Here is a 24,211-nt window from a genome sequence, read left to right as displayed (position 1 = left end):
GGCTATAGTAAAGCTATCAAAAACAACTGGAGGTCAGAAAGATGAAAAAACAAACCGTTATGATTACCGGGACATGCGCTTTACTAGTAGCTGGAGGGGCAACTTGGAGTATTGCAAATGCCAAAGAAGATCCTGCTGTGAAAGAAGTCACTGCGCAATCAACAGCAGTTGCAGGAACGACTGCTTCCTCTCTATCATTAGAACAAGCTGTTAAGCAAGCGGAAGAGTATGTTGGAGGCAATATGGTTAAAGCGAAGCAAGATGTTGAAGATGGGGTCGATGTGTATGAAGTCGATGTTCGTACGCCTCAAGAAACGTATGAATTTACATTCGATGTTCAAACTGGTGACCTAATTGACATTGATGGTGATTTGCTTCTAACTGAGAACAAAGCAAAGCCAGCTTTAACACAACAAGAGGCTGAAACGATTGCGGTTGAAAAAAGCGGCTTAGCAAATGTAAAGGAAATTGAATTAGAACAAGAAAAGGGGCTCCTTGTTTATAAGATTGAATTCGCCCAATATGACGACGACGTCGACTTGGTTATCGATGCGGAAACGGGTGATATTGTCAAAATGGATGATGAGCTCCTAAACAGTACATCTGAGGACGGAGCAAAGTCTTTTCTTTCATTGGATGAAGTAACTGCTTTTATCCAGTCGGAACTAGGTGAACATGTGACAATACTGGAAAGTGAACGTGATTACGACGATGGCATCCCCCTTTATGAGCTTGAAGTCATGGTTGATAACGTTGAGTATGACATCGATCTTCATGCAGAGACTGGTGATATTTTAAAACAAGAACGTGATGAATAATTGTGTAAAGCTATCGCCCCGTTTTAGTAAATGGCGGTAGCTTTTTTACTACATACACCTGGTTACGCACACAGAATAAGGTTACACTACTTGTATGACGAGTAAAGAGGTGCTGTAATGACGACAAAAGTTTTCGTAAACTTTCCTGTTCGCAATTTAGCAATATCAACACATTTTTATGAACAGCTGGGCTTTGAGAAAAATGAAATGTTTTCGAATGAACACGCAAGTGCCATGATGTGGGACGATCGTTTTTGGATTATGCTGTTAACACATGATTTCTATAAACAATTTCTTCAAGGTAAAACAATTGCAGACACACAGAAAACAAGTGCGGCTTTAATTGCTTTTGAAATGAAAAGCGCAGACGCCATAAAACAATTCGCTAAAAAAGCGAAAGAGAACGGCGGTCATTATTATCGCATTGATCACGGTATCCCAGAGGAGCACATGTTTGGCCTTGAAGTACTAGATCTAGATGGCAACACCCTTGAACCGATGTGGATGGCACCTACTCAATGACCCTAAACAAATAGAAGCCTTAAACCAAAGACATGGGTTAAGGCTTTTTTGTCGTTTTTGCTAAATGGTTTTATCTATTATAAAAAAATCTGTTTATCAGTCTTTACTTTGGCATTTGTTAAGTGTACCATCTAAGTAGAACACTAGTACACAAAAAGAGAGGAGAATGAATATGGAAAATGAGGGAATCGTTCAACAACTTAAAGGTAAGGCTGTTTCTGATCTAGAAATAACGGAAAGTGCTGTTGTAATAAAGTTTTCAGACAATACATTTTTAGATATTTATTTTGATACAGATAAACAACGGTTAATGACTTCCACTAACACATTATAAAGATCCTCTTGCATTAAACGCAACGCATACAAGCACCAAGCTAAAAACGCTTGGTGCTTTCTTAAACCTCATTCAACTGGTTGTGTTTAAGCAAAATGGCACGCTACATAATGACCTGATTCAACCTCACGGAATAAGGGTACTTTACTGGCACATGCGTTTGTGGCAATTGGACAGCGTGTGTGAAATTTACATCCAGTTGGTGGATTTGCAGGATTTGGGACATCTCCCTTCAAAGGAACCCGCTGTCGTTTGCGCTTGGGATCAGGTATAGGGACAGCGGCAAGGAGTGCTTTTGTATATGGATGAAGAGGATTTTGATAAAGTTGGTCCCTACTTCCCATTTCCATCATTGTTCCAAGGTAAAGAACACCGATACGGGTACATAAGTGTTCCACTACACTTAAGTCATGAGAGATAAACAAATAGGCCATATTTTTCTCTTCTTGCAGTTCTTGGAATAAGTTGATAATTTGCGCTTGGATTGATACATCCAAAGCAGATACCGGCTCGTCTGCAACTATAAATTCTGGGTCCATAATGACAGCCCGAGCAATACCAATGCGTTGTCGTTGACCACCGCTAAATTCATGCGGAAATTTGTCGATATGATATGTAGGTAACCCACATAGTTCCATGACATTTAGCACTTTTTCTCTGACAGTCGCTTTTGTAGCTAAGCCGTGATCGAGTAATGGCTCTGCAAGCGCCTCTCCTACACGTAAACGTGGATTAAGAGAACTAAAAGGATCTTGAAAAACAAACTGCAATTTAGGACGCAAGCGACGCATATCGCTTTTAGATAGTTCATGCACGTTTTGCCTTTTATATGTTACAGTACCTGACGTAATATCATGAAGGCGAAGTAATGATTTTCCAATGGTACTTTTTCCGCTTCCCGACTCTCCTACAAGTCCGAATGCTTCACCCTGATTAATAGTGAAGCTCACATGATCAACAGCAATCACTCTCTCTGGTTTACGATTGAAGAAAGATGCTTTCGTACTATAAACTTTTTCGAGGCTATTTACTTCTATGAATGGCTCGCTCATTGCACCGCCTCCTTTTCTTCATAAAGCCAGCAAGCAACTTCATGTTGGTTCTGCCCGTCCTTTGTTAAAGTTGGTGCTTTGCTTGTGCAAATATCCATACAGTGTTCACATCGGTCAGCGAAATAACAGGATTCTGGTAAATCTAAAAGCTGTGGTACTTGACCAGGAATTGTATAAAGTTTTTGTCTACGTGACCCAAGAATAGGTTTAGCTTGAAGCAAACCCTTTGTATAAGGATGTTTAGGACTTTCAAAAATATCCTCCACTTTGCCCTTTTCAATTACTTTCCCCGCATACATGACAACGACATAGTCCGCTACTTCCGCAACAACACCAAGGTCGTGAGTAATTAACAACATAGACATTTGTTGTTCTTCTTTTAGCATTCGAAGAAGGTCTAAAATTTGGGCTTGAATGGTAACGTCAAGCGCTGTGGTTGGTTCATCAGCAATTAACATCTTTGGATTGCACGAAAGCGCAATGGCAATCATGATTCGCTGCAACATACCACCGCTCATTTGATGCGGATACGACTTCAAAATAGATTCCCCACGCCCAATCCCTACGAGTTCAATAAGATCAAGGGCTTTTTTCTTAACTTCTTTCTTGGATAACGCCGTATGGTTGACAATCGTTTCCATCAATTGTTCTCCAATCGTGAGAACAGGGTTGAGCGAAGACATAGGTTCTTGGAAGATCATTGCCATTTCATTTCCGCGAATACGCCTCATATCTCCTTTTGACAATGTTCGTAATTCTGTACCAGCTAATTTCATTGATCCAGAAACGCTTCCTGATCCTGAAATAAGATCCATAATAGACAACGCGGTTACACTTTTACCGCAGCCCGACTCTCCCACAATACAAACCGTTTCCCCTTGATGAACCGTAAAGCTTACCCCATCAACAGCTTTTACGATCCCTTTCTCAGTATGAAAATGGGTGCGTACTTCTTCTATTTCTAACAACGGATTCACTTTTTCCACCGGTATCAACGTCCTTTCATGTTCGGATCAATCGCATCACGAAGCCCATCTCCAAGCAAATTAACAGATATGACGGTGGCAAATATGGCAACACCAGGCGGAATCCATAGCCACGGACGATTGGTAAAATCAATTAAACTATTCGCCGTATTGATCATGTTGCCCCATGATGCAGTAGGCGGGACGACACCGAGTCCAAAGAAACTTAAAACAGATTCACTCAAAATGGCACCTCCAACACTTAAAGTCGCGGTTACAATTAGTAGCGGAACTACATTTGGAAGGAGATGGTTTAGCACTTTGCGTCGATCCCTAAGTCCTAATGCTTCTGTTGCCTGCATAAATTCACGCTCACGCAAACTTAACACTTGGCTACGAACAAGACGGGCTAATCCTGGCCAGTTTACGAGACTTAGCATAATCATAACCACGTAAAGACGTTGTTCCGCAGGCACTCTCCACTCAGACATAACTGCTGCCATAATAAAAAGAAGTGGGATGCTAGGTAACGTCATTAAAATATCTGCAAGCCGCATAACGAGCTGATCCAGAATCCCTTTGTAATAACCAGCTAAAATGCCAAGTATCCCACCTATTGATACTGCTAATAGCATAGCCCCTATACCGACAGTTAAAGAAATTCGACCAGCAAGCATTAAGCGCGTCAGCACATCACGACCTAAATGATCCGTTCCAAGCCAATGCGCTACACTTGGCGCTTGATGAATCATTTGAGAATTCGTCCCACTCGTCATATAAGGTGAAAAAAATGGCCCAACAAAACTAAATAAAAAGATAAACAAAAGAAAAAGGAGTCCGACAACCGCCATTTTATTTTTAATAAAGCGACGCCCTACTTCCCTCCAAAGAGAAGACTTTTGTCCTTTTTCAAGATCAAACATGTGTGATGATCGTACATTTGGACGATTTTCCAACCTTCTCCCCCCTTACTTCACCCGGACTCGCGGATCAGCGACACCATACAGCAAGTCAGCTAGTAAATTGCTAATAACGGTCAAAAGAGCAATAAACATTGTGAAGCCCATTAATAACGGATAATCACGAACCGAAAAGGCTTGCATGTAAATCGCGCCAATTCCGGGCCAGTTAAAAATTTGCTCAATAATAATTGCTCCGCTAAATAGCGCTGGTAATTCAAACGCAAACAGCGTAATTGCTGGTAATAGAGCGTTGCGCAACGCATGTTTGTAAATGACTACTTTTTCCTTTAAACCCTTCGCCCTTGCGGTACGCACAAAATCCATCTTGATGACTTCAAGCATATTCGTACGAAAATAACGAGTGAGCCCACCAATCCCTAGCATGGTTAAAACGAGAACAGGCAAAATCATGTGCTCCAAAATATCCTTCATTCGTGCCCATCCCGTGTAATTCATCCCTGAACTTGTCATCCCTCCCGCCGGAAGCCAACCGAGATCAACAGCAAACAGTTTAATAACGATTAAGCCAAGGAAAAAGGACGGGGTTGCCATTGCCGCAAATACGAGAAAGGTAACAAATCCATCAAAAAAGGAATATTGTTTTGTAGCTGATACAACACCGATAACAACCGCGATGCCCCAAGTTAAAAAAAGCGAAGCAAAAGCAACAATAAACGAACTCCATATGTAATTTCCAAGGACCTCTGATACAGGACGCTGAAATTGAAGCGAATACCCTAAATCACCTTGAAAGAGGTTCCCCATCCAAATAAAATAGCGAATAAACGTTGGTTGATCGAAGCCATACAAGGCTGATAATTCTGCTTTTCGCTCAGCTGTTAAATTCGGGTCAGCATCAATAAAGTTTCCAGGAACAAGCGAGTACAGGAAAAAAATTAAGATGGATGCCCCAATTAAAGTTGGGATTAAATAAAGCAAGCGTTTAACTACATAATGACGCAAGACGAGCTACCCCCTTTATCTTCAATAAAAAAGGAGGACAGACGACCCGTCCTCCTTTCCTAATCATTCAGCAACATCAACAACTTGTAAGTCTTCGAGACTAAGTGAAATTCCCCGGAAGCCGTTTGGCTCAAAGCCTTGTACGCGTGCATTTGTAGCAGACAAGACCTTATTATAATCTAGTAAAATCATTGGTGGATCTTCTTCAAGCGCTTCATATAATTCATGGTAGGATTCTGCTCTGGCATCTAAATCACTTACAGCAACTGCAGCATCAATTCGTGCATCGACTTCTTCATTCTTGTAGCCACGGAATGTATTTCCTGTATGATCCGAATGGAATGCTTGCACACCAATATGTGGGTCTGGCTGCATAGTTGTGGAGAAACTGACTAAATCATGATCTCCATTATCCACACGTGCTAGCAAGGCATTAAAATCCATTTGTTCAATTTGCAAGTCAATGCCAATACGCTGATAATCCTCTTGAAGTCTCGTTACGAGGACATCACTAGCTCCACTCGCTTCTGTCGTAAAGAAGTAAACACGTAGTTTCTCTCCATCACGCTCTCGAATTCCGTCCGAACCTTCAACCCAGCCAGCTTCTTCAAGTAAGCGTTCCGCTTCCTCAGGGTCATAGGGAAAGCCTTCAATTTCGTCTGTATAAGCCCATGAAACTGGTGATACTGGGACATTTGCGACTTGAGCAAACCCTTGAAAACGAATATCCACATACGTTTGACGATCAAATCCGTAGTTAAACGCCTTACGGACATTTGCATCTTTAAAAATGTCAGATTCATGGTTGAAGGCGATATAGCTGTAATTGGAAGACGTATACAAATTAATATCGGCAAACTCTAACGATTGAAGCATGTCAAAATTGTCTTGATCTGCCGCAAATGTTCCATAATCAAGCTCTCCAGTTTGGAAAAACTGCTGGGAATCTCCTTCTGTCGTTCGATAAATAAATGCATCTGCTTCTGGTTCGCCCTTATAGTAATGTTCGTTTGAAGTAAAACGAATCTCTTCACCTGGGTTATACGCTTCGAACGTAAATGGGCCTGCGCCAACAGGTCGCAGATGGAAATCGCTTATGTAATCAAGATTTCCTTTTTCATATTCTTCACCGTAGTAGGCTTTGCTTAAAACTTGACCACCAAGCATGGTGAGCGCACGTGCATTTGGTTCTTCAAGTTCGAACTCGATTGTACGCTCATCCACAATCGTAATACCCGTTATCTCATCGGCGTCTCCATCTTTGTAATCCAAACCACCAACTAAATTCGTTTCCGTGATGTCGGTTGATCCAGGATAGCTCGGGTCATAGAGAAGCGTAATAGTAAAGGCGACATCTTCAGTTGTGAATGGACGACCATCATCAAATGTTAAGCCTTCTCGTAGCGTATAACTGAAGGTCAACTCATCGTCAGAAACATTCCAATTCTCTGCTAATCGACCGAAAGGTTCGCCATTTTCATCAATATCAACCAACGGTGGGAACATGACAGCTTGAACATTTCCATCATATCCGCTTGTATTAAAGTATGGTGTAAATACACCCCCAGGTTCTTGAAGGCCAACGACAATGGTTTCTCCCCTATTTGTTGCAAGTGCTGGCGATGCAGCTGGATTACTGGCTTCAACTTGCGTATCTTCCACGAATTGAATGCTGGCTGTTTCCTCTTCACGATCACTGTTTGCTGGCTCGTCACTACCCATCTCCGTGTTACAGCCGCCAAGCACCACTGTAAAAGCAGCTACTGATAAAGAAAGTGTCCATCGTTTTTTCACTATTTCTCCCCCTTTTTAATCCCATAATTTTTCATATCTTTATGTAAAAAAGTTCTCTTATTATTAAAACATATAATTCCGATAAGTCAACAAGCGATTATAAAAAATCTGATTTTTTATAATTTACTCAAGTGCCATTTTATAAAGAGGTGCTCCTACTGAGATTGTTCAACGAGAACGAAGCAAGATCGAGTAAATAGCTATGAAACCTTTGTAGTTTCCATTCGTAAAGAACGTGAGGTGTTTTAAATGAAAAAAATTTATTTTATCGCTTCGGCTATCTTCCTTGTCTCTGGAATCATGAAGGTTATCTATAATCAACCTTTACTTTTTACTTTTTCAAGCTTTGCCCTTGCCTTTATCTACTTCCTATCTGGCATGATGGAAAAAAAGCAAATAGAGGGTGGTAAGTAGATGGACATTTATGTTGCTCTTGCAGTCTCGATTGCAGTCGGCACGTTCAGTTATACAGCTTCCTTTCAAGGAAAGTTGAATAGGCAAAACAAGCGAATGGAACAATTAGAGAAAAGAATGAATCAATTGGAAGGAGAGGAGAGAAAACGATGAAGAGGAAACAACGCCCACCTCACATCATTTATTTTATTTCTTCGGTTATTTCTATACTAATCGCTCTTTTTAGTTATTTTATCCTTCCTACATTTGGTTTAAATGGACAATCAGGGGTATTTATTTTTACTGGCATGTCCATTATCTACGTATTGTTAGGCACCATGTCTTATCGTCGTAGTAAGTACCCAACGAATACAGATGAAGAATAATGAGCAAGAGAACAATCTACATCTTCTAAACTCTTTTTTTATTCATATGCCTTCTTTGGGATGAGCAGTAGATCTTTCCTGCTTCCGAATGGATTGCTTCTATGAATAGTAAAAACCAACCTTTATGAAAAGGTTGGTTTTTACTGCTAAAGGCGCTTTTTGTAAAGCCCTTTTGCACACGATAAGCGTATTCGCACATACTTTACTATTAAATTTCTTCTGATTACCCGCTCTAGAAATGGTAAACCAATTTCCCGAAATTCTTCTAGTTTCTATTTTGATCTCCCCACTCACATAGCTGTTCCAGTACAGGTAAAAGCTCCTCTGCTTTAGAAGTGAGACTGTACTCGACTTTCGGCGGAACCTGAGGATATTCTTGTCTCTTTATCATTCCATCCGCTTCTAATTCTTTAAGTTGTGAACTCAGCATTTTATACGTAATTGGTCCGATTTGTCTTTTCATTTCATTAAAACGAACAGGCTCTTGTTCTGCTAATAAATAAAGAATAAGCAGTTTCCACTTCCCACCAATCACTGACATTGCATACCCAAAAGATGTCTCCTTGATTGAACCTTTTTCATTGTACTCAGCCATACTCATATTTTGACACTTTCCTCCCTGGTAGTACCTATCAATAAAGTGCGTACTATTCTTGTGTATACATCAATACTATACTTACTTTATCTTAAATTGAAGGAGAGATTTCATTATGAGTATTGTCAAGACCTACAATCACAATCTTTGGGATCATGGAATTACGCAAGGGTATAGTGTGAACGGCACCATCTACGTTTCAGGCCAATTTGCGTACGATGAGGAAGGGAACTTTGAAAGCGAAAAAGGGATCGAGGCGCAAACGAAACGAACATTTGAAAATCTAGATCGTGTCCTTAAGGAACTCGATGTGACAACCTCCAACCTCGCCTATATCGAAATATATTTAACAAACCCACAAGCGCACACGGAAACGGTCATTCAGATGTTAAAGGAACACTTACATGATCACCGCCCTGCTGGTAGCCTCATTGGCGTTACCTATTTAGCTTTTCCAGAGCAATTAATTGAAATAAGTGCTGTTGCACACGCTGATAGCTGATCTTCCTACCCCTCAATGAATTGGTTTCTTACAAAAAGCAAGGCAGCACAGATGATGTGCTGCCGATTTTGCTTAAGCTTCTTTACTCTTCTTGCTTGTTTGATCTTGCTTAGGAAAAAGAAGAAAAAGCAAACTACATAACGTTAAAAAAAGCACATGGTTGCGCTCTTTTCTAGACTTTCCACGTTCATAGTTATACTGTATAAATAATGGTAATTACTTTGACACTTTCTCAATGGCCTCTAATCTCAACTCCAATACTTTTGGCAAATTCCTAACCTTAGAGCTACATAAATAATAAATACTTAAAAGCACTAAACCAACTCCAAATAAAACAATGACATATGAAATTGGTAATAGAGTCGCAATATAGCCTCCAAGGAGAGAACCTAATGGCATTGATATGCTTATGACACTTTCAACCGTTGTGTTTACCCGCCCTAGCATATTTGTTTCAGGTAAGGTCTGGAATAATGTTGTGAACAACACATTGATAATACCAACAAAAATATAGGACAACACTAAAAAAACAAATAATAAAACGAGACTAAATTGAGCCATAAAAACCATAACAAACCATGAGATACCAGAAAAGAAAAAACCTGCAGGTAATAGGATGCCTAAGCGCCATTTTCGTTGTATGTTCTCAGCTATAAGTGCACCAATAATTGAACCTGCACCAAGTCCAGCTAGAATAATGCCATACATTGTTGGTCCACCATTTATGTGATCTGCAAATTCTGGAAGTGTGACTAAAACAATTGCAAATAAGAAGTTAACAGCTACAAGTGGTAATAGTAATCTCAAGATTAAAGGGTGCATCACAAAAGCTAACCCGCTTTTAACATCTTGTTTGTACTGCACAAACCCCTCTCTAACAGCGCTTCTTTTTTTTACTGGATAATGGATTTTAATCATTAAAATCGTAAAAATAGGCAGCAGGAACAATACGGCATTTAATCCGTATAAATATGTAACTGTAAGAAACGCGATTAATATTCCCGCAAGTCCATTAAATAAAAAATCCAACCCTTGATAAGCTATGGACATAACAGAATTTGCTTTTACGAGATCTTTTTTCTGTACAACCTGTGGGATAAGTACATGTTCAAGTGGATAGGTGCTTTCAGATAAAGTAGCAATTAAAAAAAGAATGACAAAGAAAAATGCTAAGTAAAAGTTCTCTGCACTCACAATCCATACAAATATGAGTAATAAAATAACTTGTACCGTGCTAAATAAAATATATAATTTTTTTGGATTATTGTTGTCTATGATTGGACCTAAGAAAAAGCTTAAAATTGGTGGTATCGTAAATAACGCTCCGGCAATACCTACATATAAACTTGAACCCGTGACATCGAATATAAACCACATTGACAAGATATAAAAGATACTATCTCCCATATTAGAAAAAATTCTTGTAAATAATAATGCTAGAAAATTCTTATTTCTCACCACGACAAACACCACTTTAATCTTTATTTTTTTAAAATTATATAATTGCCTTTTTAGCTTTAAAGTTCATCCAACTCACCTTCGCAATTTGCAGCAAATTCAATATACTCCAATCTTTTTTCTTTATTGTTTGGAAACTTAAGTAAATAATTAAAAATAACTAACGAAAGAAAATATTTAACTCCGTTTAATTTTCCAGGAGCAATTTTAAATACTAAAGATTTGTCTTTTAAATTCATAAAATATTCCATAGAAATATTCCTAAAACCAAAACTATTTCGAAAAACACCACTTAATTCAAAATCCTTAAAAATTTTATCAATTAAATTATAAAGTAATTCATAGCTTTCTTTTTTATCTTTTGTTAACTTAATATATATATAAGGTGTTCTATGGTAATCTGGGTCATTATCTTTATAAGGATAGATTATCCTATCGATAAATATACCATTTGTATGTAATAATTTGCTGTGAAAATACTTGTTATTATTCAAAACATCGTTTGCATAATTATTATCGCCTATAAAAAGTACATTATCTATTAGACACAATTCATAAAAATTAACACTAGTGCCCATTACACTACGATTTTTTTTCATATGTTCATAGACATAATTTGTTAACTTAACAGCTTTTTCAGGTAGAAATGTTTGAACTAACCCACTATTACAAAACTCCATTCCTTGTTGTTCCAGTTTAAGCAATGACCTACTTTCAATTATCATAAGGTTGGATTTACCCTTAACTCTATTTAAAATATCTGCAATACAGAAAGTCTTACCAATTAGACTTGTATTAAATACTAAAATTTCTGAACCACCAAGCGTAAACATGCACCCGATCATGTATTGGCGGCAATCGTTTGATCATATGGTAGGTTGTTCATCTAATAGTGTTCTTCATTCTATGTAGGCTATGGGCATTTGTGCGAATAAAATAGCTCTTTTAAAAGCAAGGCAGCACATCACCTGTGCTGCCTCAACCACTTTACTCTTCTTGTTTATTTGGTTTTGCCCAACGACCTAACTTGTTCGTTACGCTCATTAATGCTGGCAACACTACAGGTAAAAATAGAATACTTAAAAGAAATAAACCGACAATCACGAGAGTCGCTACTTGCATTAGCGTGAGAACACCAGATGGATAAAGAGCGGCAAACGTTCCACCAAGGATGATCGCTGCTGAGATGATGACTCCACCAATATGACGTGAAGCAAGCTTTATCGCAGATAGTGCATCGCCTTCGGTTTCGCGGTATTTCATTAGTAAGAAGATACTATAATCTACCCCAATAGCCACTAAGAGAATAAACCCAAAGAAGGGAACATTCCAGCTTAGCTCTTCAACACCAAATAATGAGCCACTCACCATTTCCGTGATGGAAAGCGAAGTGTAATACGCAACAGCTAAAATGCCGACAATAAACAAAGGCAAATGGATGGATCGCGTAATAACCATAAGGAATAGGGCAATAGCTCCTAACATAATGGTTGCGGTGAATAAGAAATCACCATTCGCAACGTCGCGTAGATCTGCATTGACGGCAGACTGGCCTCCTACAGCTATATTCGCATCTTCTAGCGCTGTACCTTTAACTGAAGCTTCCCCAGCCTCTTGAATCTCTCGAACGACATCCATTGCTTCCGCTGAAAACGGATCAGCGTCTAATATAATCGTAAATCGTGCGATTTGTTTATCATCCGAAAGATACATGGATAATCCCTCTTGAAATTCGTCACTTTCGAGGATATCTTCAGGTATAAAAAAGCGTTGTGCCGATGTGGAATGACTAACCTCCCCTAGATATTGTTCTGCGTTTTCGAGACCTGCCGAGAGTTCATCAAGTCCTTCTGTACTAGCAAGTAATCCTTCTTGTAAAACGTTCATTTGACCTTGTAAATCTTGTAAGCCTGCTTGCAACTGCTCTTGGCCGGTTTGAATTTGCGTTAGTCCTGCCCCCAACTTACCTGCCTCTGATTCAACTGTTTGCGCTCCCTCTGCACCGTCTCTAAGCGCACCTTGCAATTGTCTAGAACCCTCTGCTAATTGGTTAGCTCCTGCATTCATTTCAATCATACTTTGATTTACTTGATTGAGAGATTGATTGGCTTCACTAAATGCTGTTAACGCTTGTTCCAGTTCTTGGGTCGCTTCCGTTAGCTGTGCCGAGAGCTGATTCATTTGCTCTGCCTCTCCGCTAACGTTCTGAAGGGCTTCCACTACAGCAGGATCGGACGCAATAGCGGGATTCTCACTTAAAAACACCTCTAATGCTGTTTGTACGGTTGTCATATTATGAATGCCTTGCTCGAACAACGCAACCGCACTCGTAAATGTTTCACTAAATGTACGCAAGCCAGCTTCAATTTGACTATAGACAGAATAAAGCTCAGTGGTTGCAGCTGATACCGTTGTCAAATTAGTAGATAATGAGGTTAAACCCGATTCAATTTCCGCCGCTCCATTAGCCCCTTCTGAAACGCCAGAAGCTATTTGAGAGACCGCGTCTTGTAAAGCAACACTGCCTTGATACGCTTCAGCAGTACCGTCAATCAATAACTGAATGTGGTCAAAGTCACTGTCATTTGATTCAGAGAGCTGTTGCTCCGCTTCGGACAAGCCGGAACGAATCTCCTTCGCGCCACCATTCGCTTCGTCAACACCCGTCCCAACTGTATTCGTTTGGTCATCGATATACAGCTCTTGTATCTTTTCTCCCGTTGGCCGGGTAGGAGACATGACTTCAGCAACACCATCCACTTTTCCAACTGCATCTGTTAATTGATCCATTTCCGTTAACATGGATTGTGTATCTAATGGTTCGTCTAATTGAATGACGAGACTTGCTGGCGATGAAAATCCACTTGGGAACTTATCCTGTATAAGTTGGATGCCTTGCTTAGATGAATAGCCATTATCAACTTCTAATAGATCGTTATAATGGACGTCCCCTTTTGATAGCATCAATACCGGGACAATAAAAACAGCTACAAGCAGTAAACTAACAACAGGTCTGAGGACAGAATGACTTGCTAAAAATGCCCATAAGCGACTGTCGCCATGCCCAACAAAGCGCTTGCTCGGCCAAAACATCCTTTTGCCCAGTAGGTGCATAAAAAATGGATTTAATGTAATCAATACGAGAATGAGAATGGCTACACCAATTGCAACAGCAGATGTAGATTGATAGAAAGAAAAATCGGCAAGCCCTAGCGTCGCAAATCCAATTAAAACAGCAATTCCGCTATATAAAACGGTTTTTCCAGATGAGCGTATCGTATTCTTTATCGCTACAGCGACATTCTCTTCTCTACTTAGCTCCTCTTTAAAGTTTGTATACAACAAAATATTGTAGTCTGTTCCTACACCAAACAGAATGACAATTAAAAACACTTGAGTAAAATTAGAAAATGGAAAATCAACATGTTGTACAAGCCCCGCAATAATCGCCATTGAGACTAGATACGAGACACCTACCGTAATAAGCGATACAACAGGTACAATAGGAGACCGAAACACAACAATAAGAACAAGAATAATAAACACAACAGCTACTATTTCGGTTTTCTTAATGCCGTCTTCTGTTGTTTTTGTGAAGTCTTCAGCAATAAGATCTGAACCGGTTACGTATACATCAACTTTGTCTGTTTCGACGAACGGTTTTATCACTTCTCTTACTTCATCAATTGTCCCAAATGACTGACGAACAGACATTTGTACAAGAGCCGCAGATTCATCCTCTGAAACAAGTTGCTCCTTTACCTCAGGATTCTCAAAGGGATTGACGATAGATGTAATTCCTAAATCTTCTTTTTCATTTTTTAATGATTGAATAATTGATTTTATTTCAGCGACTTGATCATCTGAAAGCGCTACTTCACTTTCTTCGTCAAACACTAGAATGAGATCGTACGTGCTTCCTTGATTCCCATTCATTTCCGACTCTAGATTGCTTGCCACAATACTTTGTACATGATCAGGCAGCGTGATTTCACCCTTATCCCGAACAAGTTGACCTAAATCAGGCAAAGAAAAGAAAGCCAGTACAGAGATTAGAACCCACACTATTAACGCAGTCCATCTATTTGTACGAAACATGTTCATCTATGAAACCTCCATCATTTACTATTCTTATAATACGGAATGAATATTCATTCCTTTTTTTTATAGAAAGGTCAAGCGTCAACCGAATCAACGGCTAATCGCTCGCCATAGTTTTTCATCTAACGTTTTTAATAATGCGTCTGTTAGCAATAGTTCACCACCATTAAAACATTTCGCAAGCTCGACGACGGCACCGAACGTAATGGCCACAATTGCTTCAATTGGCAAGTCACGATCAATCATCTCTTGCTCTCGGCCAGCTTCGACAATGGTTGAAACAAAAGTCAGTAGAGACGTGTAGTCACATTTTGTCTTATCAGTTATATGCCTGCTTGTTGTATGCGAATTAATAAGCATAAGGGCATCAAAATTCTCCTGAGAGTAACGAATTAATGTGATAAAAAGGTGGCTAAACTGCTCCCTTGTTGTTTTCTCAAAAGGGAATTTCGCTTTTAATGATTCCTCAAGTCTGAACATTTCATCTTGCATAATAACATTTAACAATACTTCTTTATTTTCAAAGTAACGATAAATAGTTCCCGCACCTACAGACGCTTCTTCAGCTACTAGCGGTACAGTTGTGCCATCAAAACCTCTTCTAGCAAACAACGTGATAGCTGCCTGTTTTATATCTTCTTGTTTGTCGCCCAAAATTCAACACCTCTTCGGAATGAATATTCATTCCTCATCTTATAAGAAAAGTTTTTAAAAAGCAAGTTAAACAGACGATCATATATTATTTTCTGGAAACTTATCAAAAGGGCTCACTCTTTGTATCAATACTGTGGCTTTTTTCTCCTTGCAGTGGTACACCTAGCCTCAGAATAGGTAAACATAAAGAGATGTTTCATTTAACTAGATCTTAACTAGCTAACTAATATAGGATAACCTAAATAGAATTGAACCTACAAAAAATAGACCGTTTTATGAAGGTCTATTTCTTGTAATGGTTTATGATAAGTTTTTAAGTACTTTCTACTACTTAGTGAAAATCATGTTTCCCCTGCTGGTGGAAGTCATGCTTCCCTGCTATTTGGTGAAAATCGTGTTTTCCTTGCTGGTGGAAGTCATGCTTTCCTGCTATTTGGTGAAAATCGTGTCTGCCCTGCTGATCCACAGTTCCACTAGCTGCACTTGTGAATCCCCCTGATAACGATGTCGATGCAAGGATGATCACTGCCATCATTTTGAAAGACATTTTCTTCATATTAAATCCTCCCCAACATTTGATTGTTTTTTGCTCATTGTATGCACTAACCGTGCATACTTAAGCGCTGTTGCCAATTCCCCTTTTGATTCAAAGTATTGCGATATTTCATCATATATTTCTGAACATTCGAAGTATTTTTCGTTAGCTTTTAACATCTCTACCCCTATTAGAACTTCCGAAAAATCGTTATCTAAATATAGCCCTCTGCTCACTTTACACTTCGCTTTAATCTCCATTAATTTTTGTGCTTTCGCACTGAATTCTAACTCGTCCAGCCCTCCTTTATACGTTTTATTTCTCAATCGTGCATTGAGTAAATTGTATTTAGCTTTTAAACCCGTAATGGATTGAGAGAACTCTTTTATTGATAATGCTTCCTCTAATAAATCAATCGCTTCTTCGACTCTTCGCTGCGTTAAACGATTTTGACTTACATTATGTAGAACCAAGGAGTGATAATATGGAAATGGTTTCGATATGAGTATGATTTCATTGTAAATGCGTTCAGCCAATGTTTGTTTACCAAGCTCAGTGGCAATCGCTGCTAAAACGAGTTTACAGCGAATCTCATTCACGACATACATATTGTTATGCTCAAAAAACTCTAGTGCTTGCTCCATATAAGAAGCTGCGAACGTATATTGATCAATACGATAATAGCTCATACCTAATTCTTGATAAAAGTCAGCCTTTTCAGCAGGTACATTTACTTTTTCAATAAGCCGTTCTGCAATTTTATACATTTGTATCGCAGATTTGTAACGTTCGTTTAGAAATTCGTTCTGCCCGGATACGAAATAATACATAAAATGAAGGTAGTCGTCTCTTTCTGTTTCAATTGGAGTGAGCAATGTGGATTCTAGCAATTCACCTTTTTCATACGTAGACAACAAATCATGTTTAAAACTGACTAGTTGATAGTACGCAATAATTTTTTCGTTTGGTTCCATTTGCATGATAAGGCTTTTTGATTCTTCCTTGGTTAGTTGTGCACGAACCATATCTTTTGCTATTAAACAACTATGCCATTCCACTATTTTGCTACCGACAATACTAGATGATAAAGCAATAATCATGTTACATCCCTCTTCTCCAGATTCATGTAATTGCTCTCATTATAAGTGACTTCGACAGGAACTTATATAGTTCTGACATATTTCCCAACACCAACTGACAAATTAATTAGAAAAATTAAAATATTTATCTTTTTATCATTTACCGACATTTTTTCGTTAACGCTGTTAGATTGCGTTTCATTGCGACAGATTCTTTAGAAACGTTGTCATAATTGGGTAAAAAAAATTGACAAGATGCAGCATTTAAAACTTTATTCGACAAAAGGGAAATTATTCATTCATTCATATTTCCCAATATGAAACTACTGAAATAAGAAGCTATTTCAGGTATTATGGAAGAATCTTGATTTTTCAATTGGTTGGTTAAGCAGTTGTATCTTTCATAAACGGTTATTTTAAAGAGAAAGAGGAACAAAACAAATCATTTTATTTCAACTATTCTTATTACTATCGTCTAGGAGGCATTCACATTGGAAAACCCTGAACAAAAAATTGACGTCGTCCCTTCCCGTTCCCTCTGGAAGAATCGCCCTTTTTTATTATTAATCGGGAGCACCACGTCAAGTAGTCTCGGCTTATTTATGTATAGCCTTGTTATCCCAATACTGCTCTACAGTATGACACAAAGCCCTCTTCTCATCAGCACCATGCGATTACTCGAATTTTTAGTTGGTGGTACACTTGGGGTTGTTGCTGGTGTGCTCGTCGATCGAATCAATCGAAAAACCGCTCTTATCAGTGCTGCTGTACTTCAATGGATAACCATTGCAACATTGACCTTATTTTTATTTATGGGAAACATTCAGCTATGGGCGCTTTACTTCTTTGGCTTTCTGTATTTCACGTCCGGTCTATTAAATACAAATGCTGGTCACGCTGCGTTACCGCAAATAGTAGCGAAAGATCAGTTAACAGAAGCAAATGCAAAACTCGGAATTTTCAAAGACAGTGTTCGTCTTTTTGGTCCGTTAGTCGCTGGAGCATCTGTAGCGACCCTTAGCTACGCTGGAGCTATGTCAATCCAATTGCTTTTTGTAACGGTCACGTTAAGTTGCGTTTTATTTTTACCGTCTTTAGAAATAAAAACCGTAAAAAAGCAAGAACAACGTTCGATATGGAAAGAAACAAAAGAAGGATTTCATGAGATTTTTCATAACCCTTTACTACGTGTAACAACATACGTGATATTTTTTCAAAATTTCGGTTTTAGCTTAACTATTGGTATTTTGTTATTTTTTGCTGTTGATTATTTACAAGCAACGCCACAGCAGATCGGTGCGTACCTTAGTATTGGCGGGATTGGCGGATTGCTCGGTTTGTTTGCAGTTAAAAGACTAGTCGATCGCTTTCCACGTGGAAAAATTTATACATACACCAACATATTCGATATTCTTTTTTTCGTCATGTTGGCTTTTGCCACCTCATGGTGGATGATTGCAATTGGAATGGCCCTGTATTCATTTTCAACAGCTATTTCCAATACGATTTATCACGCTGTCAGACAAGAATTAACGCCTAATGACATGCTTGGTCGGGTTTCTGGTTCAGTCGCAACAATTGTTCAATTAACAATGCCTCTCGGAGTCATTCTTAGCGGCCTGTGGGCGGAATTCTTTGATATACGTGTTATCTTTTACGTAAACATTGTCTTTTCAACCGCTATTCTCCTCTGTTTAATGCGCACAACCTTTCATAAAACGGTTAAATAAAGCACGACTAGAAACAACGCGCAGCAGCGTGTTGTTTCTTTTTGCCCAACAGAAAAAGGGATTGCTCCCTTTTCTTTTGTACTATGAAAAAAAGAAACTTAATCCAAATACAACTAGAAACCCAACAACTCCAATAATCGTTTCCATAACTGTCCAAGATTTCAATGTATCCTTTTCTGACATTTCTAAAAAGCGGTTTACAAGCCAAAAACCAGAGTCATTTACGTGTGATAGCACTGTCGCTCCACATGCAATGGCAATTGCAATTAGCGCAAGTGAAGGCTGAGATAAATCAACCATGTCAATGATTGGTGAGATGAGTCCAGCTGCCGTAATCATGGCGACTGTGGCAGACCCTTGCGCTACACGAACAAATGTTGCAATTAAAAAGGCTAGTAAAACAAGCGGAAACCCCGATGAAGCCATTAATTCTCCCATCGCATCTCCTACACCGCTTTCGATTAAAACTTCCTTAAAAACCCCTCCTGCACCTGTAATTAAAATGACGATCCCTGCAGGCTCAAGTGCTTTTGTTGTCATCGTTTGTATTTGATGTTTTGATAAACCACGACGTTTCCCAAGAAAATACATAGCAATCAGTGTTGCAACAATTAAAGCAATAAACGGATGCCCAATAAACGTAAGCAGTTGATGGGTAGTGGATCCTTCTCTCAGTATCACACCCCCAACAGTATTTAATAAAATCATCGCAAGCGGCAATAAGATAATAAAACAAATGAGGCCAAAGCTCGGGAGTTGCTTCCTTTCCCCTTCTTCCTTAGCAGCTTCGACAATATGTGCAGGAACCCCTACGTGTACTTTATTTCCTATGTACCGACCAAATACAGGTCCAGCAATAATCATCGCTGGTACTCCGGCAATGATACCAAACAACATCATCCAGCCTAAATCTACTCCAAGTACAGTAGCTACAGCTATTGGTCCAGGTGTTGGTGGGATAAAACTATGCGCAACCGCAAGCCCTGCTAATAAAGGAATGGCATAGTAAAGAAGTGATTTCCCTGTACGCATAGCCAAACTATAGACAATCGGAATGAGGATTACAAGCGCAACATCTAAAAAAACAGGAATAGCGACTATAAAGCCTGTTAATGCTAATGCCCACTGTGCACGGTTTTCACCAAATCGATCCACTAGAGTAAATGCTAAACGTTCAGCTCCACCAGATGTACGGAGCAATTCGCCAAACATGGCGCCCAGCCCGACAACAATCGCAATAAATCCCAGGGTTCCACCCATCCCTACTTCCATCGTTTCAATTAAAAAGATTGGATCCATTCCAGTAAATATACCAATAAAGATACTAGCAATGAGTAGGGCTAGGAATGCTTGCATTTTAGAATGCATAATTAAATAAAGTAAAACGGCTATTCCAACAATTGTTACGAGTATTAACCCTAAAGAAGACATATGAAATTCCTCTCCTTCTTTCTCTCTATTACCATTCGGCTACGCTTTGGTCGTTGTGTCTCCAAATAGGGTTCTTCCAATTATGGCCTATCTCCGCCATTTTTCTTACATGTGCTTCATTAATATCTATCCCTAGTCCAGGTTGATTAGGGATCTTAACGTATCCATCTTCGTAAGCAAAGACATGCGCATCCACTACATAGTCGAGTAAGTCGGAACCTTGATTGTAATGAATACCAAGGCTTTGTTCTTGAATAAATGCATTATGACAGGTGGCATCTACTTGGAGACACGACGCTAATGCAATTGGACCTAACGGACAATGAGGAGCAGCAGCAACATCAAAAGCTTCAGCCATTGAAAGGATTTTTTTGTTTTCCGTAATACCACCAGCATGGGATAAATCTGGCTGGATGATATCCACATATCCATCCTTTAATACATCTTTAAAATCCCATTTTGAATACATTCGTTCACCTGTAGCAATTGGGATCACCGTATGATTGGCAATATCCCGTAACGCTTCATTATTTTCTGGCAACACAGGTTCTTCAATAAACATCGGTCTAAAAACCTCTAATTCTTTTGCAAGAATTTTAGCCATTGGCTTATGAACTCTTCCGTGAAAATCAATGCCAATTCCAATGTAAGGCCCGACAGCATCACGTATAGCAGCTACATTTTCTAGCACTCGATCAATTTTTTCATAGGAGTCTACATACTGCATTTCATCCGTTGCATTCATCTTTATAGCTTTGAACCCTTGATCCACTACAGCCCTTGCAGCTGCTCCGACATCGGATGGTCGGTCTCCACCGATCCAAGAATACACTTTGATCGATTCTCTGACTTTGCCTCCTAACAATTGATGTACAGGCACACCTAAATGCTTTCCTTTAATGTCCCACAGCGCTTGATCAATTCCAGAAAGTGCACTCATTAAGATGGGTCCACCTCTGTAAAAGCCACCACGATAGAGAACATTCCAATGATCCTCAATCTGCAAAGGATCCTTACCAATTAAATAGTCCATCAATTCCATAACAGCTGCTTTAACCGTAGCTGCTCGTCCTTCAATAACAGGTTCACCCCAGCCAACGACTCCTTCATCTGTTTCAAGTTTTAAGAAAAGCCATCTTGGCGGAACTTGGAATAGCTCATAGTTTGTTAATTTCACGGTGGTGCCCTCCTCTAACTGTTTACTGTAAGCGAAACGAAGTGTTCCGCTTTCCGCGTTAGTTCTTCCAAAGATTGTTTTGTTATGGCTTCCGATGTGTTTACTAATGAGCTTCCAATCCCACATGCCACACCGCCTGCGCTAAGAAAAGCTTGAACGTTCCTCTCATTTACTCCTCCAGTAGGAACAAGCGGAATGTGAGGCAACGGTCCTTTTATATCCTTTATATACTCAGGCCCCATTCGAGCTGGAAATACTTTAATAAAATCAGCACCACATTCATAAGCTGAAAGAATTTCCGTCGGTGTAAAAGCGCCAGGAATACTTACTTTTCCGTAACGCTTTGTTAATTTGATCGTTTCTTCATTAACCGTTGGGGACAATAGGAAATCAGCCCCGGAATCAATAGCGGCTTTTGCTGACTCAGGATCAAGCACGGTGCCAGCACCTATGATGATTTCCGTTCCAAATGCTTTTTTTAAACGAGCTATACCATGTAGAGCTTGTGGAGAATTTAGTGTCACTTCAATTAAAGAAATACCCCCTTTTAGTAACGCTTCACTAATGTTTAGTAAATCTTCTGGTTGCGCGTCTCGAATGATGGCAATAAGCTTTTCTTCATGAATTTTCGCTTGCGTATGCATTCGACTTCCTCCTAATTTTTTTACCGCTTAGTAGACGAAACCTATTTATAGCCAAGGTTGCTAGAAATGAGTGTCGTCGTTTCTCTTAAATGCCTTATAATAGAATGTTTGTGTTTTATCATTCTCTCTTTAGGTCCTGCTACACTAACGGCTGCTTCTATGGAGCCTACACTTCCAAAAATAGGTGCAGCAAAACAAACCAATCCTTCTTCATGTTCTTCATTATCAATTGCGTAGCCTTGACTTCGATACATCGTTAAACGTGCACGAAGATCGCTTTTACTCGTCATAGTACATTCTGTAATCGGTTCCAAAATAATGTTTTCAAAATAGTCATCCCGTTCAGTATCTTCCATAAACGCTAAATAGACTTTGCCTAAGCCAGTACAGTAAAGAGGGTTTTTCGCCCCTAAATAAGCTGATGTACGAATGGATCGGTCGCTATCCATTTTTGCAATATAGATTAACTCACCATTAACAAGCGTTGCCATAAAAACGGTTTCTCGTACTGCTCTTTGTAACTGCTTTAGTGAAGGTGTGGCTAAAGATAACAGATCAATAGATTCGAGCGCAGCCTGACCAATTGGGATTAGTTTAGGTCCAAGTATATACAGCTGACGTTGCTGAATCGTTACATAGTTCTCATGAACAAGGGTTTGCATAAGCGCTGACGTGCTACTCTGAGGAAAATGCAACAACGTACTAATTTGTTTTATTGTTAAGCCTTCTTTATGTGTACTCAAGAGTTCAAAAATTCGTAAAACACGAACCGCTGACTTTACTGACATAACACCCTCCATCACATATGTGATTACTCATCATGTATGCGTTTTCCACTGAAAGTGTAACACGCTTTCATTAGTGTGACAATGCGTTGGTTTCATAATAGATTTCTACATGCAGAAACAAGAAGCATTTTAGCCCAAATGCTCCCTGTTTCTTTCCGATATTGGTACAATAAGACCTATTAATCCTATTAATGAAAACAGTGTAAAGGTTACGGAATAAGACATGGACTCAATCATTTTCCCTGCTACTAAAGAGCCGAGAGATTGTCCTACTCCTAATGCTAGAAACGAAAGACTTACACCGATTGATGGCATCGTTTCATATATACGTGTTGCCCAAACTATAAACAACCCTGTTAAAAAAATATAAGCCCCACCAAACAAAGCAGCTGATGAAAAAACAACAAGGCTGTGAGGCAGATTTAACATCATCATTGAACTAAGTAAAACGACAAGAATAAGTCGATACGACCAAGATAAACCAATCGTTTGTATGAGCCCTCCTGCTAGTCCACCTACAATACCTGCCATGCCAATGATTACCCAAAACACAAGACTTTCAGTTGCGGTAGCCCCATATTCAGCTGTAAGAAAGCTTCTTCCAAATGTCCAATAAACAGACGAACTCATACCCAATCCGAATGAGGCGATGAGTAAATACCGTGCTTGACTTATCATACGAAACCATTGTCTCTTTGTGTACATTTTACCTCTGTTAGTAGGACCCGTAGCAGGAAAAGAGAGAACGTTCCAAATCAACACAGCTGTGGCAATACAAGCAAACAGCCAGAAAGAGAGCCTCCATTGTTCAGTAAATAATAATACCACTGGTCCCGTTAAGATTAAGCCAAAGCTTGTTCCACTATTGATCCACGTATTCCCCTGATCAACTTGCTTTTTAGGAAGAAGTAGCTTTGCCTGCTGACTTAGAGCAGGTGAAGCGAGTCCACTTCCTAAGCCAGCAATGAAAACGCCAAAGCTTAAGTGCAAAAAGGAATGTGCAGTCGCAATAGCAACTAATCCAACAACAGCCGTTGTTCCTGCGATAACGTTGACACGCTTTGATCCGACTTCAGTTATTAAAAAGGCAGATAAGAAAAGCGCAAGCGTGTACGCTACGTAACCTAAAGAACCGATAAGACCTCCATCGGTTTCGTTTAATTGTAGATCAGCTGTTAGATCAGGAAGAAATAAACCGAAACTTAACCGCGCCATTGCGTACGTGACAGCAATCATGGCTATGCCAGGCAAGACTACTTTCAACATACTTCCACCTCTCTCATTAGATATAACGATCATTCTATTTTTGTGCATGAAAAGACGTTGCT

Annotated in this window: 25 protein-coding genes; 8 read left to right on the top strand and 17 right to left on the bottom strand. The window is 39.3% G+C overall.

What is annotated here, in order from left to right; all coding sequences use genetic code 11:
• Positions 1–41 precede the first annotated feature (41 nt).
• From FPV17_RS10085 to FPV17_RS21900, 3 genes are all read left to right on the top strand, one after another.
• A complete protein-coding gene (locus FPV17_RS10085; RefSeq protein ID WP_144558900.1) occupies positions 42–818 on the top strand; it encodes a PepSY domain-containing protein in 777 nt (258 codons plus the stop codon).
• Between the two features lie 117 nt (positions 819–935).
• Entirely contained in the window at positions 936–1,340 is a 405-nt protein-coding gene (locus FPV17_RS10080; protein WP_035396113.1) for a VOC family protein, read from the top strand.
• 172 nt (positions 1,341–1,512) lie between these two features.
• Positions 1,513–1,674, top strand: a complete 162-nt coding sequence (locus FPV17_RS21900; RefSeq protein WP_164468421.1) for a hypothetical protein — start codon at positions 1,513–1,515, stop codon at positions 1,672–1,674.
• 86 nt (positions 1,675–1,760) lie between these two features.
• Here FPV17_RS21900 and FPV17_RS10075 read toward each other — a convergent pair whose 3' ends face one another.
• The 5 genes from FPV17_RS10075 to FPV17_RS10055 all read right to left on the bottom strand — a co-directional run bounded on the left by FPV17_RS10075 (position 1,761) and on the right by FPV17_RS10055 (position 7,338).
• Positions 1,761–2,726 carry an ABC transporter ATP-binding protein gene (locus FPV17_RS10075; RefSeq protein WP_035396110.1) on the bottom strand — a complete coding sequence of 322 codons (966 nt, stop codon included), beginning with the start codon at positions 2,724–2,726 and terminating at the stop codon, positions 1,761–1,763.
• On the bottom strand, positions 2,723–3,703 hold the full coding sequence (locus tag FPV17_RS10070) for an ABC transporter ATP-binding protein (RefSeq protein WP_035396185.1): 981 nt from the start codon (positions 3,701–3,703) through the stop codon (positions 2,723–2,725). The genes FPV17_RS10075 and FPV17_RS10070 overlap by 4 nt, the downstream gene beginning before the upstream one ends.
• Positions 3,704–3,717: 14 nt before the next feature.
• On the bottom strand, positions 3,718–4,614 hold the full coding sequence (gene opp4C, locus FPV17_RS10065; RefSeq protein WP_035396183.1) for an oligopeptide ABC transporter permease: 897 nt from the start codon (positions 4,612–4,614) through the stop codon (positions 3,718–3,720).
• 45 nt (positions 4,615–4,659) lie between these two features.
• Positions 4,660–5,616: an ABC transporter permease gene (locus tag FPV17_RS10060; protein ID WP_035396107.1), complete on the bottom strand. Its 957-nt coding sequence runs from the start codon at positions 5,614–5,616 to the stop codon at positions 4,660–4,662.
• 63 nt (positions 5,617–5,679) lie between these two features.
• The gene (locus FPV17_RS10055; protein WP_144560461.1) at positions 5,680–7,338 is read right to left on the bottom strand and encodes an ABC transporter substrate-binding protein; all 1,659 of its coding nucleotides are present in this window, start codon (positions 7,336–7,338) and stop codon (positions 5,680–5,682) included.
• A 321-nt stretch (positions 7,339–7,659) separates the two neighbouring features.
• Here FPV17_RS10055 and FPV17_RS21895 point away from each other — a divergent pair, with 321 nt between their 5' ends.
• From FPV17_RS21895 to FPV17_RS10050, 3 genes are read left to right on the top strand one after another with little or no spacing between them, the layout of a single operon-like run.
• Complete coding sequence (locus FPV17_RS21895) at positions 7,660–7,824, top strand: hypothetical protein (RefSeq protein WP_186370777.1); 165 nt, start codon at positions 7,660–7,662, stop codon at positions 7,822–7,824.
• Positions 7,825–7,977: a hypothetical protein gene (locus tag FPV17_RS21890; RefSeq protein ID WP_186370776.1), complete on the top strand. Its 153-nt coding sequence runs from the start codon at positions 7,825–7,827 to the stop codon at positions 7,975–7,977.
• On the top strand, positions 7,974–8,189 hold the full coding sequence (locus FPV17_RS10050) for a hypothetical protein (protein ID WP_144558899.1): 216 nt from the start codon (positions 7,974–7,976) through the stop codon (positions 8,187–8,189). Before FPV17_RS21890 ends, FPV17_RS10050 begins: the two co-directional genes overlap by 4 nt.
• Before the next feature lie 265 nt (positions 8,190–8,454).
• Here FPV17_RS10050 and FPV17_RS10045 read toward each other — a convergent pair whose 3' ends face one another.
• Positions 8,455–8,790, bottom strand: coding sequence for a winged helix-turn-helix transcriptional regulator (locus tag FPV17_RS10045; protein ID WP_035396099.1), 336 nt, complete (start codon positions 8,788–8,790; stop codon positions 8,455–8,457).
• 109 nt (positions 8,791–8,899) lie between these two features.
• Between FPV17_RS10045 and FPV17_RS10040 the strand changes: the two genes are divergently transcribed.
• Complete coding sequence (locus tag FPV17_RS10040; protein ID WP_144558898.1) at positions 8,900–9,286, top strand: RidA family protein; 387 nt, start codon at positions 8,900–8,902, stop codon at positions 9,284–9,286.
• Between the two features lie 216 nt (positions 9,287–9,502).
• On the opposite strand, the gene FPV17_RS10035 is transcribed toward FPV17_RS10040, so the two are convergent.
• From FPV17_RS10035 to FPV17_RS10010, 6 genes are all read right to left on the bottom strand, one after another.
• Positions 9,503–10,744, bottom strand: coding sequence for an MFS transporter (locus FPV17_RS10035; protein WP_186370775.1), 1,242 nt, complete (start codon positions 10,742–10,744; stop codon positions 9,503–9,505).
• Between the two features lie 59 nt (positions 10,745–10,803).
• Positions 10,804–11,577: a hypothetical protein gene (locus FPV17_RS10030; protein WP_144558896.1), complete on the bottom strand. Its 774-nt coding sequence runs from the start codon at positions 11,575–11,577 to the stop codon at positions 10,804–10,806.
• Positions 11,578–11,731: 154 nt separating this feature from the next.
• The gene (locus FPV17_RS10025; RefSeq protein WP_144558895.1) at positions 11,732–14,848 is read right to left on the bottom strand and encodes an MMPL family transporter; all 3,117 of its coding nucleotides are present in this window, start codon (positions 14,846–14,848) and stop codon (positions 11,732–11,734) included.
• A gap of 87 nt (positions 14,849–14,935) precedes the next feature.
• Positions 14,936–15,499 (bottom strand): TetR/AcrR family transcriptional regulator, encoded by a 564-nt coding sequence (locus tag FPV17_RS10020; protein WP_052008264.1) that lies wholly within the window; start codon positions 15,497–15,499, stop codon positions 14,936–14,938.
• 331 nt (positions 15,500–15,830) lie between these two features.
• On the bottom strand, positions 15,831–16,055 hold the full coding sequence (locus FPV17_RS10015; protein WP_144558894.1) for a hypothetical protein: 225 nt from the start codon (positions 16,053–16,055) through the stop codon (positions 15,831–15,833).
• Positions 16,052–17,134, bottom strand: coding sequence for a response regulator aspartate phosphatase (locus FPV17_RS10010; protein ID WP_035398071.1), 1,083 nt, complete (start codon positions 17,132–17,134; stop codon positions 16,052–16,054). Before FPV17_RS10010 ends, FPV17_RS10015 begins: the two co-directional genes overlap by 4 nt.
• A gap of 470 nt (positions 17,135–17,604) precedes the next feature.
• Between FPV17_RS10010 and FPV17_RS10005 the strand changes: the two genes are divergently transcribed.
• Positions 17,605–18,843: an MFS transporter gene (locus FPV17_RS10005; RefSeq protein ID WP_144558893.1), complete on the top strand. Its 1,239-nt coding sequence runs from the start codon at positions 17,605–17,607 to the stop codon at positions 18,841–18,843.
• An 81-nt stretch (positions 18,844–18,924) separates the two neighbouring features.
• Here the strand turns inward: FPV17_RS10005 and FPV17_RS10000 are convergent, their stop codons facing one another.
• The 5 genes from FPV17_RS10000 to FPV17_RS09980 all read right to left on the bottom strand — a co-directional run bounded on the left by FPV17_RS10000 (position 18,925) and on the right by FPV17_RS09980 (position 24,149).
• Positions 18,925–20,274, bottom strand: coding sequence for a GntT/GntP/DsdX family permease (locus FPV17_RS10000; protein WP_144558892.1), 1,350 nt, complete (start codon positions 20,272–20,274; stop codon positions 18,925–18,927).
• Between the two features lie 28 nt (positions 20,275–20,302).
• Entirely contained in the window at positions 20,303–21,451 is a 1,149-nt protein-coding gene (dgoD, locus tag FPV17_RS09995) for a galactonate dehydratase (RefSeq protein ID WP_060705923.1), read from the bottom strand.
• A gap of 14 nt (positions 21,452–21,465) precedes the next feature.
• Positions 21,466–22,095 carry a bifunctional 4-hydroxy-2-oxoglutarate aldolase/2-dehydro-3-deoxy-phosphogluconate aldolase gene (locus FPV17_RS09990; RefSeq protein WP_144558891.1) on the bottom strand — a complete coding sequence of 210 codons (630 nt, stop codon included), beginning with the start codon at positions 22,093–22,095 and terminating at the stop codon, positions 21,466–21,468.
• 41 nt (positions 22,096–22,136) lie between these two features.
• The gene (locus FPV17_RS09985) at positions 22,137–22,883 is read right to left on the bottom strand and encodes an IclR family transcriptional regulator (protein WP_060705924.1); all 747 of its coding nucleotides are present in this window, start codon (positions 22,881–22,883) and stop codon (positions 22,137–22,139) included.
• Positions 22,884–23,012: 129 nt separating this feature from the next.
• Positions 23,013–24,149: an MFS transporter gene (locus tag FPV17_RS09980; protein ID WP_144558890.1), complete on the bottom strand. Its 1,137-nt coding sequence runs from the start codon at positions 24,147–24,149 to the stop codon at positions 23,013–23,015.
• Positions 24,150–24,211: the final 62 nt, after the last annotated feature.

It is taken from the genome of Shouchella miscanthi, assembly GCF_007725405.1.
Lineage (GTDB): Bacteria > Bacillota > Bacilli > Bacillales > Bacillaceae_D > Shouchella > Shouchella hunanensis.
Note: the sequence above shows the minus strand (reverse complement) of the source record. Positions and strands in the feature narration are given on the sequence as shown.